Origin of the sequence: Sphingomonas yabuuchiae, assembly GCF_014199595.1 — a bacterium.
Taxonomy (GTDB): Bacteria; Pseudomonadota; Alphaproteobacteria; order Sphingomonadales; family Sphingomonadaceae; genus Sphingomonas; species Sphingomonas yabuuchiae.
In genome coordinates this window covers 19,251-31,637 of record NZ_JACHNX010000011.1, presented here as the reverse complement: position 1 = coordinate 31,637, position 12,387 = coordinate 19,251, and the positions used below count along the sequence as shown (strand labels likewise).

Here is a 12,387-nt window from a genome sequence, read left to right as displayed (position 1 = left end):
TCAAAGATCAGCATGGGCGACGCGATCCCACACGCGGTCATTCACGACTTTTCTTCGGCCCGAGCTTCTTCATGACCGCGGGCCAGGTCAGCGATTACACCGGTGCGGCGGCGCTGCTCGACGACCCGCACAAGGGCGCAGTGGCTGCTCAGTGATCGCGGCTATGACGCCGTCGGGTCAGGAATGCTCTTAACGCCAAGGGCATTAAACCCGGCATCCCGCGTCGAAGGTCGGGTAAAGAGTCGCTCAGATACGACTAAGCCGCATCGAGATCATGTTCGGCCGTCTGAAGGACTGGCGCCGTGTCGGCTCCCGCTACGATCGGTGCCCAAACGCCTTTTTCTCCGACGTCGCCTCGCGGCCACCATCATCTCCTGGCTGCGATCAACGAGTCCAGACCCTAGCTACTCCCCCCAGCTAGGTCGATAGGACGCCAAGTCGCACCGTTTCGCTTCGCGAACCGTGAAAAGCTTTCCGGAGTGTGACGCTCGATCACGTTGGCTTCATAGTCGACTACAACGAAGATTGGGTCTGCGGCGTTCGGGACCACGTCGCCCACGGCAAGCAAATAGGAATGCGTCAGCCCCCCGTAGAACTGCATGGTGATCATGACACAGCCAGGTTTTTCGCCCTCCGGTGTCTTGGTGGCGACCAGGAGCAGATGATGGTGTGCGAGCACCGGGAAAGCTTCGGTAAATTTCTTGGCTTCCTCGATCGAAAGCTGAACGACGCTGCCAGTTCCGTAGCGCGCATAGTCTCGGGCGCTGGCAAATGCTGGCGTCCGAACAGCTGCGTCTCCAAACAGATGAGCACAGACGTTTACGCCTATTTTGACCAGCACTCTGTCATAGGCAACGGGATCCATGGTCTGGCGAAGATGGATTCCGGGCGTGTCGGTACTGATTGAGGTGGCGTCAGCGGGGACGACGAGCTTCGGGTGGTTTTGACGGATTAGGGTTAGCAGGCTGGCGACAGCCTCGACATCTTCCGCCCGGCAAGTCATCGCCCCCCTGCCCCTACGAAAGACACGCGCGGTAAGAGTTCCGGTTGTTTCGGTATTTGGGTACTCGAGCGGCTCGAGCCAGACGGCCCCGCGCGGCGCTGCTGCGGCGCTGTCGACCTCGCCCGGCTGGTAAGCGACGCCGTCCCAGCGCAAGAAAGTCAGACGGTAACGCACCTCGACACCGTCCCGCAGCTTTTCACAAAGCGTAAGCAGGTCGGCGAGTGCCCCAGATCGCGAATCAACTCGTTCGCCGACGCCGCGTCGGTCGCGCTGACAGTCATCCGTTCGGGCGGTACGTAGTTCACTTGCGGCCAAACCATTGACTGGCCTCCGCTGCCAAGCTCCTGTTCAAGAAGCAGACCGGACTGTGGATCATCAAAGTAACTGACCGGCGCGTAAATAGAGGGCGCGGCAGTCCTTTTGCCCCGCTTTCGTGACCGGGTCTGCTTGAACAAGCGGGCGATCGCCAGAGGAGAGGCGCGCATTACCTTCGTTTCCATGGGAGAGAAAACGTCAGTATTGCAGACCCCGCAGACGACATCCTTCAGCAACCACTTGCCGTCGTCACCGCCCATGCCCGCCGGGACGACGTGCTCTTCAGTATAAGGGCCGTCGGAAGGACAGTAGATGCAGGTCACGCTTGATCTCCGTGGTGAGCAAAGCTTGTCGGTCGTTCCGTGCAGTCTCGCCTGCCGTGCCGACAACGCTTACATCCAGACAGCGCAACCGATTGAGATCCGTTTCAACACCCAAGCGCTCAGCCCGACAACGCCATCTCGATCCTGTCTTCGCTCCAGTAGGGATCGATGAACGGACACTCGTAGCTCGGGCCGACATGATCGAGCTTAGCGGAGGCGAAGAAGCCTCTGGCGGCATCGTGGAGCGTTTCGGGAATAATTAGGAACGCCGGTTCCGTCTCTGCAAACGGTAGGTCGCCGACGTGTCGCCACTCGCGCTCCCACTCGAAAAGGTAGGTCGAGACACCATAGGTGCCGGGCAAGTCCACAAAGGGCGCCAAATTCCAGACCGGAGCGGCCGGATCGCCGGCTGCGCTATGGACCAGGGCATTGATCGCCTGCGCCTGCGGCGTATCCTTATAGGCATAGAGGATCGGCCCGCCGCCTCGCTCGACCAGAAACTCCTTGCGAAAGCCGATCCCGTGCTGACCTCGCGCGTCAGCCAGGCGCTTGAAGTGATGAAGCGGCACCTCACTAAAACAGACCGAGCGCTTGGCGTGCGGAAGATGGCGTCCGGCACCGAACGCCTTCATCGCGACAATGCGCCGCTCGTACAGGATCGCAATTGCGTTATCATAGGCCGATTTGAACTTAGACTCCTTGGCGAAGTGGACTACGTATTTGGACATGTCCTTCCATGCAGGATCAATTGTGCCGATCAGCGGCATCGCAGGGGCCATGGGCTAGGCGAACCGGAGCGGCATCGTGCAACTGCCATGGCTTACCAAGCTCCTCGCGCGACGGTCGCCGGCAGCCGCAGGTCACGAACCAGCCCGTCATTGCTGCCGATCGTCAGCGATGGCTTCTGCTTACCTCGACGCGTGCCGAACCATGTTTCAGCGATGTGGATAATATCGGTGTTGATAGGCCGGTCTAGGACGTGATCGATCAAGCGCTCGCTCAGCTCCGGATCGGGCATCGTAAAGTAGTCGCCGGCCTTCTTTAGCTGGTTGAGGTCGGGTGCTTCATCGGATAGCCGCTTCTGCAACATTCGGCGTGGAATGGCCACTTCCTGCTGCACGTCCTGGAACGCTTCTTGGTACAAGGGAGACATGAAGTCGATCACGTGGGTCTCGGTTTGGACCCACATGTGGAAGCCGTCTTCGTCGAACTCTACGGTACCTCCCCCATCCCGCCCGAAGAACATGACCTTCTCGGGTTCGACGCATAGCGCAAAACCTCCGGCTACCGCCCTGGCCGGTATCTTGTAATGCTTGTTCAAGATTAAGGCGCCGATGCAGGCAAAGAGCGTGCACGCCTTGCCGGGATTGCCCTCGTCCTTGATCGTGCCGTGGATCACCTGATGGATGCGGTTGAACTCGGATAACGGAAGCAGAAAAGTGCTCATACAGTCTTATATGTGATCGCCCCAGGCCAGTGCCTAGAGCTGACGGCTTCCTGCGGCACTGACGAGAACCGGCAGATTTCGAGAAGCGGGTGTTTTGGTTCAGTCCGACCGATCTCACAACGCTGGCTGCCTCTACTTTACAGGCGGCCTGAGTTGGCTAGCGTGGCCCGGGAGGGGAATGGCTTGGCACCTGAGATAGATAGTGATGACTTCGCACGGCGCTTCGCGCTGCGACCTGGTCAGCTCATGTGGTTTCTGGGCGCGGGTGCGTCTGTCTCTGCGGGCGTGCCCACCGCATGGGACATGATCTGGCAGTTCAAGCAGATCCTCTATGCGGCGCAGCGGCGGGTGCCGCTTTCGACCATCGCCGACACCGGCAATCCGAGTGTGCGTGCGTTGCTCGACGCCCATGTCAGCGGATCGGGCAGCTTACCAGTCCCCGGTGCTCCGGACGAATATGCGGCGCTATTCGAAGCAGCTTATCCCGCCGAGAAGGACCGTCGAACGTTCATCGATGGCATGATCGGCGGCGCAAAGCCTGCTTATGGCCACCTAGCGCTCGCTGCCCTGCTAAAGGCGGGGCATGCTCACCTGATCTGGACCACCAACTTCGATCACCTCGTCGCGGATGCCTGCGCACAAACCTATGGCACCACCAAGTCGCTCAGCGTCGTGGCCCTTGATGCGCCTGATCTGGCAGCCGAGCAGATTGCAGCGCAGCAATGGCCTATCGAGGTCAAGCTGCACGGCGATTTCCGGTCCCGCCGGCTCAAGAACACACCCGACGAGCTCAGGCAGCAGGATGCACAGCTCAGAGAGGTGCTCGTCGATTCCTGCCGCCGATCCGGTCTGGTCGTCGGGGGGTATAGCGGACGCGATGCGTCCATTATGGATGCGCTCGAGGCAGCACTCGAACGCCCCGGCGCCTTCCCGGGAGGCTTGTTTTGGCTGCATCGCGGCGAGGAGCCACCCTTCGAACGCGTCAACCAGCTGCTCGAACGCGCCCAGGCGGTTGGCGTCGACAGCGGGCTGGTCCGTATCGAGAATTTGGACGAAGCGCTTCGCGATCTCGTGCGTCTGTTGCCTGACCTCGACTCGACAGCGCTCGACAGCCTGGGTCAGAAGCAACGCTGGTGGACAGCCGCCCCGGCGCTGACCGGCAAACATAACTGGCCTCTCGTCCGACTAAATGGGATCGAGGTCGAATCCATACCGACAAACGCCCGCCGCGTCGTTTGTGGAATTGGTGGGGCGGCAGACGTCCGGGATGCAATACTCGCGGCGAAGGCTGATCTGATTGCTACCCGCACCAGCGGGGGAGTCATTGGGTTCGGCTCGGACCAGGAGTTTCGCCGCGTCTTCGCCCCCTACGATATCACGGACTTTGATCTGTCCGTCTTTGAGGATCGGCGACTGCGTTACGATTCCGGTGAACGAGGCCTGCTGCGAGAGGCGCTGGTTCGTGGGCTGTGCAGTGTACATGGGCTTGATGCCCAGCGGCGGCGCAACGTCCATATCCTGGCACCGCACGACCCGGCAGATGAGCATTGGGGGTCGCTGCGCAGCTTGGTGGGACCGCTCCAAGGTCGGATCGACGGCGGCAAGGTACGATGGCGGGAGGGAGTAGCGGTCCGCTTGGATTGGGCGGACGACCGCTTGTGGCTCTTGGTTGAGCCCCGGATCGATACGGACGACGATGGCTCAACCGCAAGCCGGGCCAAGGCGGCCGACTTTGCGCGCGAGCGAACAGCGCGCCGCTACAACCGGGATGCGGATAAGCTCATCGATTTCTGGACGGGACTGTTTGCCGGAGAGAATGTGCGGGCACTGGGGATTGGAGATGGGATCGACGCTTCGTTCGCCGTCGGGCGACGAACCGCGTTCTCGTTCAGGGTGACGCCATGAGCAGCGAAATTTCGCCCCACGTCTGGTATCCGGAGCCGGAACTCCTCTTCCATCCTGAGCGCAGCGGCGATCGAGATATTCATCCGCTACGCGGCCTCAAGAGGTTTGGTCCCTTTTCCGCCTCGCAGGTGCCCAGTCCCATTCGGGTTGCCACCATTGCGCCGGCCGGAGAGTCCACCCGCCTGTTCGGCTTCATGCAAGAGCTCCACCGGACGTTTTCGCCACGTGAACGAACCGATTATCTTCCCGAGTGGCCGGGCTTCTCGGCCGTGTTCAACACGCGGGTAACCGCGGCACCGGCCAAGTGCCGTGTCGAACTTGAGCCGGCACTGGACGCCGATCTCGCCGCGAGCCCGGCGCCGCATACTCTGCTGGCCGACCGCCTTATCCAAGCAGTTCGCTGCTTGGAGGCGTTTCGCACGGAGTTCGACGTTCTGTTCGTCTACCTGCCCGATCGCTGGGAGGCCGCCTTCTTCGGCCACGACGATGACTTCGACCTGCACGACTATCTGAAGGCCTTTGCAGCAATTCGCGGGATGCCGATCCAGATCGTGCGTGAAGGGCGCGCGCTCTCCTATTCATGTCGAGCGAGCGTGATGTGGCGTATCGGCCTCGCAATCTATGCCAAGGCTGGCGGCATTCCTTGGAAGTTGGCTGACACCAAGGCGGAAACGGCCTTCATCGGCATTTCCTATGCCGTTCGTAATGACGACAGCGGTAGTCCACGTTTCGTAACCTGCTGCAGTCAGGTTTTCGATGAGGACGGCGCCGGATTAGAATTTATCGCGTTTGATACCAATGAAATTCAGGTACAACGGGAGAACCCGTTTTTGTCTCGTGCCGAGATGTTCCGAGTGATCACGCGGTCGCTCGAACTCTACAGGCGACGACACGGGGGACGCTCACCTCGACGCGTGATGATCCACAAGACCACCGAATTCAAAAGCGACGAGATCGCTGGTTGCTTCGAAGCGCTACCGGTCTGCGAAGCGGTCGATCTCATCCAAGTCGTTGATGAGGTCGGGTGGCGTGGTGTCTGGTGGGAGCAGGACCCCAACAATCCACGCCGCAATCAGGCCGCCGCATATCCGGTCAAACGGGGAACGCTGGTACAGCTCGGCCCACGAGACGCGCTGCTTTGGATACACGGCGCGGTAGACGGCTTGGGCAAGCGGCCGCACCTTCAGGGCGGGCGGGGAACTCCCAAGCCGATCCGGCTTGTGCGCCACGCCGGACATGGCTCGTGGGATGACACGGCTATGGCGGCATTGGCGCTTTCCAAGATGAATTGGAACAACGACGGACTCTACGATCCCCTACCCGTGACCATGAGCTACGCCAAGGTCCTAGCGCGGGTTCTTAAACGAATGCCCCGCTTGGGGAGTACCCCGTTTCAGTTCCGCTTCTTCATGTGACGCGCTCATTGACATGTGGCGCACGGCTTCAGCGTCTCTTCCTCAGATTGTACGTGATTCAAAGCTATCGATCACGGAGTATTTCTTCCCTCGCGCCGACGTTCTTCGGATCAGATGCCAACTCAGGTCTGTCGCCGACACTCAGGCGATCTGAAATCGTCTGATGCAACGCAGCCAATCCGCTTGCTAGGCTCTGCTCAGGCAGCGCAACACCCTCCCGCCTTGCCGCCGCCATGATGTCCATCGCACCAGCGAGCTCCGGCTCAGCGTAGAGCATTGCGCCCTCCCCCGCTTGCCACACCTCGACCAGCGCCTCGGACCGCGCGCGCTGCGCCTCGGCCGATCGGTCCGCCGCTATTGTCGAGCGCGGCAATGGCGGCATCACAGCACCTCGACGCTCCAGTTCGTCGCGGGTGATCGCAGCCAACTTGTATCGCAGACGGCGGCCTGCGCGATCGTCTGTCGGTGACGGGCGGTACTGGCTAATCAGAAGAGCGGTCAGCGCCGCAGTATCGACCGTCCGCGCCTTCTCCCGCCAATCCACGATGGCGCGGCGGGTTGAAGTGCGGTCTGCGGGTTGGCTGATGACGAAGAGCTCGAGCAGCGGATCGTCGAGGACATCGGCCGGCAATGGAGCGGCGTTGCCAGCGGCCGCGGCATGCGCCCAGCCCGCGACCTGCGCAACACGGGCGAACCCCTCCCCCATCTCGCCCCGGGTCTCGGAGACTTCGGACGCGAGATGCTCGAGATTAGGCTGGAGGTCCGTCGCGATGGCCTGCGCAGCATCGATGGTCTCGAGCCTTGCAAGGATGTCGGCCTGATTTGCTTCGAGGCGCTTGCTGCGTTCGCCGATCTCTTCGACCTGGTCCTGCATCAGTGTCAGCGCGTCAAGAATGGCGGCTAGGGCGGCAGTCTGACTGACATCGCTCATCGCGTCGGCCCTCCCCTACCAGGGCTTCGATCCCGCTCCCGCTCGCGGGCCATCCGCGCGCGTTCTCGCTCCTGAACCTGACGCATTACCTCGTCGATATCGGTCGGTGCGGTTGCCGGATCGTGGCGGGTGATTGGTGTCCGAGTTTCCTCCTTCTGCCGCTCGGGGTCGACGGGTTCGGGCGAGCGGACCGCATCCGTCTGATCGCGAAGACGACGTGCCTCGATCCGGTCCCTCATCGCGCTGGACCGGGCGATCGCGGCGGCGATCGGGTCCGCTGGCGCATCGCTTGCCTCCGCTTCGAGTCCACCAAGTCGGGTGTCCAACGCCCGCAGCACGCGGAGCGTATGGGCGGCCTGGATGGAGTTCGGTTCGGGGTCGGGCAGAACCTCGACGAACCGTTGCAGGCTTTTCGCGACCGTCTGGTTGACGACCGACGGGGTGGCACTGAGCTCGGCGATCGACTGCAGATAGGCGTCCCTGACGACGGCCTGTTGCTCGGTAAGGATAGCCCGAACCGGATCGGCTGTGGTCGCGTTCGCGAAGCGTTGTGCGCGCGCGAGGCGGTTCGTGTCGAGCCGCGGTACCTGGCCGTTTGCTCGCACTTTCCTGGCAGCGATCGGCTCATGCTTGGGGTCTACCCCCCTCGCCTTCGCCGGCGTCGCATTCGCCTCTATGCCGCGGTCGCGCAGCTTCTGGGCGAAGCGCTGGCGGTAGCGGAAGAGGTCGTCACGGGTGGGGTGAAAACGTCGACCATCATGGTCGCGCCGTGCGAAGGTCAGGTGAACGTGCGGATGATCCCGGTCAATGTGGAGCGACGCGACCCAGGACCGGTTCGCGAATTCCTCCCGCGCGAAATCCAGCGCGGCCGCCTTGAGGCGTTCGGGATCGGTACCCGATGGCATCGAAAGGATCATCGATAGCGACGTCGCGCCCTTGCGGCGGGCATCGTCGCCCATCTCCCATTCCTGCCAATCCTGCGCGAGCTCCTGCATGGCGCGTCCGTCACGGAGCACCTCCTCGTCGCTCGTATACAGCGCCAATTGCTTGTCGGTGCCGTGACCAAGGCGACTGATGTAGGCGAAATTGGCGAGCACGTGCCCGCTGCCATGCTGACGTCCCGTGATGCGAACGAGGACCTCGGGGACCCGGCGTGCGGTTCGGTCCATCGTCGCGATAGCGCGACGACTGACGGCGCCTTGGGCGCCCGCACCGAATGCCTGCTTCGTCGCATAAGGTTGGCGACCGCCACCCGGTCGGCTCGTGGCCTTCGGGAACATGGAGGCGACCGCGAGCCTCAGCATTGTTCCGCCCTGCTTTGCTGGTGGAGGCGACCCGCCCCCGCTGCCGAGCCTCTGCTTCTTCGCTGGCGCGAAGATCCCCGCCATCGTGTCGAGCGTGCCCGGCGACAGGTTGAGGCTCACGCGCGCGGTGCTCCGAACGCGCCGGTCCAATACGCGACTTCGCCCCCGACATAGGCGGACAGGCTGCGCCGAGTGGCGTGCAGAACGATCTTCAGGTCGGCGCACGTCTCCAGAAAGGGTTCCGCAATCCGCGCGATGTCGAGGCTGCTCTCGGGCTGGTTGGCGGCATTCATGGCATGGACCGCCTGGTTGATGTTGCGGCCGATCAGAAGGATCTGCTTGCGGACTTTTCCGACCTCCTCCTTCATGGCCGGGCATAGCCGGAGCTGCGCGGCCTTGTCCCAGAGCTGCCAGCGCAGGGCGCGTTTGATCCACTCGTTGCGGGACAGGCCGAGCGGCGCGCCAACAATATCGATCGCCTCGATCTCGCGCCGGTTGAGGCGGACCGTCACCCGGACCTGCTCGTCTGAATGACCCTCGTGATCGAGCCTACCTGCCGCCCCCGCGATGGGCAGGTCATCATGTTCCGACGCAAGCACCGTGCGCGTGAGGATCTGCGCGATCCAGGCGCTCCGGGTCTGGCCATGGGCGGCCGCGACGCGGTCGATCTCCGCGATCAGATCGTCCTTGAGCCGAAGACTGATCACCACTTTCAAAGCCCCGTGCAGCGGTGCCATCGAGCCAATGTATTACATTGGTGCCAGATGGCATATCCTGCCATCCCTCATAATTGATCCACCCTCGTACAAAAACCAATTAGATGGAGTGAAATCACTCCAGACGCGGAGTGGGCTGTATTGCCGAGGTTATTGCAAGCACATGGACGCCTGATATGTTCGACAGTCGAACGGCCTTGGCAGTCGTCATTGATGCCGGTCCGGTATCGACACCGTCGATCTGGACAAGATCAATACCCTGATACCTAGTAATCTTGGAGAGGGTCGGCCATGTTTGTGCTGTCCACGAATTGCAGCACAAGAGAGAACGCCACATGCCTCGTGCGAAATCCAACACCGGTGATCTGGCGGCCATCGCGGCGAGACGCGAGGCGCTGCTTGCCGAACTGGCGCGCGTCGACGAGCAGGCGAAGCAAGCGACGGAAGCGGCCCGTGACGCCGGTCGTCCTGTCCTTCTGGCCGCGCTCGAGCGGGTCAAGATCGCTGCCATCGAGAAGTCCGACGCCCGCACGATCGCAGCGGCGCTCGCCTCCCATGGCGGCAAGGCAGTGGCTGAACGACTGGCCGCGCTCTCGGGCTGATCGGTCGGCCGGGGCGAGCGTATTCTGGAGGATCGCATGTCCGACCAACGGCGTGTCAGCGGCAGCCGTTCGCGGATCCGATCGCGCGAAGGGAACAGGGCATCAGAGCGGCGTTCCCGCGACCCCCTCCCCCTCTCCGCTTGCCGGCGACCAGTCCCCGGAGCTCGGATAGCTGTCGTGAACGGTCGCTCGACGGATCGTCGGTAGCACACCCGTCGTAGCGGATGCCGTTCCCGCGATCGCACCAGTCCGTCGCAGCGAGGACGGCACCGGCTCCCGGCAACCAAGGCTCCTCGGCCGCTAGCCTCGCGCCTTTCACCAGCCCCATCGCGGTCGCAACGGGTACGATGGCGGGACATGGGCGATCGTGCGGAGTCGCTGACGTTGCCTAGATCATGACGACCAGGCGATCCGATCGAGGCTATCGGCAGATAGCGAGCTCCGTTGCCGCTGGTCCGCTTCCCAACGGCCGCTGACCCGCGTTTGGCGTGCACGCGCAAGCCCCAACGCGACGCTACCTGACACAGGAACGGTCACCCTGCGGCCGATCAATCACACCGATTCGTCGCTCGGCATGAGGAGCGACGGGGATGGTCCCTGGCGGTCAGCCCCCCTCCCCTTCCGGCCGGTGTATGACGCCGGCTGTGCTGGCGGAGTGCCATCGACGGGGCGGTCGCGATCATGGCCGGGAGACTTACCCCCTCCCCTCCCCGGTCAGCTTGTCGTCACTTCCCGGCTTTTGCCTTCCGCGCCTCTTCGGTCAGGGCCAAGTCAAGGAGAAGCGTCATTGCCTCACCCTTTGAAACGCGGTTGCGCCAGACGAAGTCCTCGAAGCGAGCACGATCCTCGGGACGGCACCGGACGTGCACCGCGTCGGTAAAGGTCGGCTGCCGGACCTTGGGCGCCGGCCGCTGCGCCGGTGCGGGAGCCGGCTTTTCGGAGCGAAAGCCCAGCCCCTCCCCTGCTGATTTGGCTGCGGCCAGCTGTTCAGCGGTGGGGACCGGAATGTCATCATCAGCGGCGAAGCTGGTGATCGATCGACGCGATGCCGCAGGCTTCTCGCTCATGCGCCCAGTCCTTCCTTGAGCAGCGTCACTACGTCGAACGCGAAGGCGTTAGCGTTCGCCTTCGCGCTGTCGAGTGAACCGACATCCGCCGCAGTCATGTCGTCCAGCGTACCGCCCATACTGAACAGGCCGCGGAATGCACCGCGCTCGGCGATAGCGGTCGAGATCATCGGGACGTCTGCATCTTCCAGATTGCCGACGACGGCTTTCAGGTCACGCGGCCACAGCCTCGTCGAAGCAGGCGTCCGCGTCAGAACCGCGGCAAAGGGCAAGGGGCGCTGGCGCGCGGTACCGGCATTGCGAATCGCCTTGAACGCGCGCGCAGCTTCCATGGCGTCGAGTTCGGAGCCCTGGATCGGGACAAGGGCGAGATGCGACATCATCAGTGCGTTGGTCGCCCGCGCGCTGGCCTTCCCTTCCAGGTCGACGATGACATAGTCGGCGCGTTTACGCGCCGCGTCGATCGTACTGATGATCTCGTCCTCATCGATCTCGGGTACCACCTCGATATTGTCAGGCTTCCCGTCCTTCGCCGCCCAGCGTGACAGCGGGAAATTCGGGTCGGCGTCGATCATCACGACGCTCGACCCTTTCGAAGCGAGAACCGTCGCGAGAATGAGCGAGGTAGTGGTCTTCCCCACCCCGCCCTTCGGGGACAGCATCGATATCACCGGCAACAGATGTCTCCTCAGGTTGATCGGCGGATGTGCACATGTGACGCACCAACCACGCCGCGAACGTGTGACCAAAGTTGCACAAGCCCCCATTGGTGACAAGTGCGCGATGGTCGCTTGCGCACTTTATTGACATGTAAGCCGTGTGAACATGGGCACCGCGTGAGCATTGCGGGCGTTGGATGGCTGGCAATGGGTCAGGCACCGGACGCGGCTTGCACTCGCGTCCGACAAGCGACCACAGTGCCGCGTTCCCGACAGCATCGCCCTGTGCGCCAGGGGACCGCCTTCGCTCGGCGATCGGACGGCACGTTCAAGCGCCACGTGTGAGCATGCTCACATTGAGTACATGCTCACGAGGAAACTCGCAGAGGCACTCGCCCTCCCCTGCCCTCACGCCTGCTTAGGACGACCAGCGTCTATTCCACGCAACCGCGTTCAGCCAGCGATGGGAGTTGACCGAGTTTCGCCGACCGAGCAATCAGCGCAACCAAACCGCCGAGGCGTTGTCCGATCGCCTTTCGCGACCGGCGACGTCAGCGATCCCAGTGCAGCCTTGGTGTGGTCGTAAGCTCACCGCGGCGACATGTTCACACCGCACTCATGTACACATGGCTCTGATGTTCACCCTGGTCACACGTTCACATAGCTAGGACGTTCACCTTGGCGACATGCTCACCGCCTG

Annotated in this window: 12 protein-coding genes and 1 pseudogene; 4 read left to right on the top strand and 9 right to left on the bottom strand. The window is 62.6% G+C overall.

What is annotated here, in order from left to right:
- Nucleotides 1-65: 65 nt before the first annotated feature.
- Nucleotides 66-429, top strand: a pseudogene (locus tag GGQ89_RS13560) (transposase); the annotation flags it as partial.
- On the opposite strand, the gene GGQ89_RS13555 reads toward GGQ89_RS13560, so the two are convergent.
- The 4 genes from GGQ89_RS13555 to GGQ89_RS13540 form a co-directional block, all read right to left on the bottom strand.
- Nucleotides 401-1,177 (bottom strand): hypothetical protein, encoded by a 777-nt coding sequence (locus GGQ89_RS13555; RefSeq protein ID WP_043061311.1) that lies wholly within the window; start codon nucleotides 1,175-1,177, stop codon nucleotides 401-403. The pseudogene GGQ89_RS13560 and the gene GGQ89_RS13555 overlap by 29 nt on opposite strands.
- A complete protein-coding gene (locus GGQ89_RS13550) occupies nucleotides 1,162-1,641 on the bottom strand; it encodes a hypothetical protein (protein ID WP_043061312.1) in 480 nt (159 codons plus the stop codon). Before GGQ89_RS13550 ends, GGQ89_RS13555 begins: the two co-directional genes overlap by 16 nt.
- Before the next feature lie 119 nt (nucleotides 1,642-1,760).
- On the bottom strand, nucleotides 1,761-2,408 hold the full coding sequence (locus GGQ89_RS13545) for an abortive infection system antitoxin AbiGi family protein (RefSeq protein ID WP_043061332.1): 648 nt from the start codon (nucleotides 2,406-2,408) through the stop codon (nucleotides 1,761-1,763).
- 53 nt (nucleotides 2,409-2,461) lie between these two features.
- A complete protein-coding gene (locus tag GGQ89_RS13540) occupies nucleotides 2,462-3,088 on the bottom strand; it encodes a DUF2026 family protein (RefSeq protein ID WP_043061313.1) in 627 nt (208 codons plus the stop codon).
- 303 nt (nucleotides 3,089-3,391) lie between these two features.
- Between GGQ89_RS13540 and GGQ89_RS13535 the strand changes: the two genes are divergently transcribed.
- Together GGQ89_RS13535 and GGQ89_RS13530 are read left to right on the top strand one after the other, a co-directional pair.
- Nucleotides 3,392-4,993, top strand: coding sequence for an SIR2 family protein (locus tag GGQ89_RS13535; protein WP_206362708.1), 1,602 nt, complete (start codon nucleotides 3,392-3,394; stop codon nucleotides 4,991-4,993).
- Nucleotides 4,990-6,408, top strand: coding sequence for an argonaute/piwi family protein (locus GGQ89_RS13530; RefSeq protein WP_043061314.1), 1,419 nt, complete (start codon nucleotides 4,990-4,992; stop codon nucleotides 6,406-6,408). The genes GGQ89_RS13535 and GGQ89_RS13530 overlap by 4 nt, the downstream gene beginning before the upstream one ends.
- 64 nt (nucleotides 6,409-6,472) lie before the next feature.
- Here GGQ89_RS13530 and GGQ89_RS13525 read toward each other — a convergent pair whose 3' ends face one another.
- Genes GGQ89_RS13525 through GGQ89_RS13515 form a run of 3 tightly spaced genes read right to left on the bottom strand, consistent with a single transcriptional unit; the run spans nucleotide 6,473 to nucleotide 9,350 of the window.
- The gene (locus GGQ89_RS13525; RefSeq protein ID WP_116462766.1) at nucleotides 6,473-7,339 is read right to left on the bottom strand and encodes a hypothetical protein; all 867 of its coding nucleotides are present in this window, start codon (nucleotides 7,337-7,339) and stop codon (nucleotides 6,473-6,475) included.
- Nucleotides 7,336-8,763: a relaxase/mobilization nuclease domain-containing protein gene (locus tag GGQ89_RS13520; protein ID WP_241769347.1), complete on the bottom strand. Its 1,428-nt coding sequence runs from the start codon at nucleotides 8,761-8,763 to the stop codon at nucleotides 7,336-7,338. Before GGQ89_RS13520 ends, GGQ89_RS13525 begins: the two co-directional genes overlap by 4 nt.
- Complete coding sequence (locus GGQ89_RS13515; protein WP_338112283.1) at nucleotides 8,760-9,350, bottom strand: hypothetical protein; 591 nt, start codon at nucleotides 9,348-9,350, stop codon at nucleotides 8,760-8,762. Before GGQ89_RS13515 ends, GGQ89_RS13520 begins: the two co-directional genes overlap by 4 nt.
- A 344-nt stretch (nucleotides 9,351-9,694) precedes the next feature.
- Between GGQ89_RS13515 and GGQ89_RS13510 the strand changes: the two genes are divergently transcribed.
- On the top strand, nucleotides 9,695-9,961 hold the full coding sequence (locus GGQ89_RS13510; RefSeq protein WP_043061316.1) for a hypothetical protein: 267 nt from the start codon (nucleotides 9,695-9,697) through the stop codon (nucleotides 9,959-9,961).
- 725 nt (nucleotides 9,962-10,686) lie between these two features.
- Here GGQ89_RS13510 and GGQ89_RS13505 read toward each other — a convergent pair.
- Together GGQ89_RS13505 and GGQ89_RS13500 are read right to left on the bottom strand one after the other, a co-directional pair.
- Nucleotides 10,687-11,028, bottom strand: coding sequence for a hypothetical protein (locus GGQ89_RS13505; RefSeq protein WP_043061317.1), 342 nt, complete (start codon nucleotides 11,026-11,028; stop codon nucleotides 10,687-10,689).
- Nucleotides 11,025-11,699: a ParA family protein gene (locus GGQ89_RS13500; protein ID WP_244885654.1), complete on the bottom strand. Its 675-nt coding sequence runs from the start codon at nucleotides 11,697-11,699 to the stop codon at nucleotides 11,025-11,027. Before GGQ89_RS13500 ends, GGQ89_RS13505 begins: the two co-directional genes overlap by 4 nt.
- Nucleotides 11,700-12,387 lie beyond the last annotated feature (688 nt).

Coding starts and splice junctions, on each gene's coding strand:
- GGQ89_RS13545 (WP_043061332.1), bottom strand. CDS start 2,408: ATGCCGCTGATCGGCACAATTGATCCTGCATGGAAGGACATGTCCAAA.
- GGQ89_RS13540 (WP_043061313.1), bottom strand. CDS start 3,088: ATGAGCACTTTTCTGCTTCCGTTATCCGAGTTCAACCGCATCCATCAG.
- GGQ89_RS13535 (WP_206362708.1), top strand. CDS start 3,392: ATGATCTGGCAGTTCAAGCAGATCCTCTATGCGGCGCAGCGGCGGGTG.
- GGQ89_RS13530 (WP_043061314.1), top strand. CDS start 4,990: ATGAGCAGCGAAATTTCGCCCCACGTCTGGTATCCGGAGCCGGAACTC.
- GGQ89_RS13525 (WP_116462766.1), bottom strand. CDS start 7,339: ATGAGCGATGTCAGTCAGACTGCCGCCCTAGCCGCCATTCTTGACGCG.
- GGQ89_RS13510 (WP_043061316.1), top strand. CDS start 9,695: ATGCCTCGTGCGAAATCCAACACCGGTGATCTGGCGGCCATCGCGGCG.
- GGQ89_RS13505 (WP_043061317.1), bottom strand. CDS start 11,028: ATGAGCGAGAAGCCTGCGGCATCGCGTCGATCGATCACCAGCTTCGCC.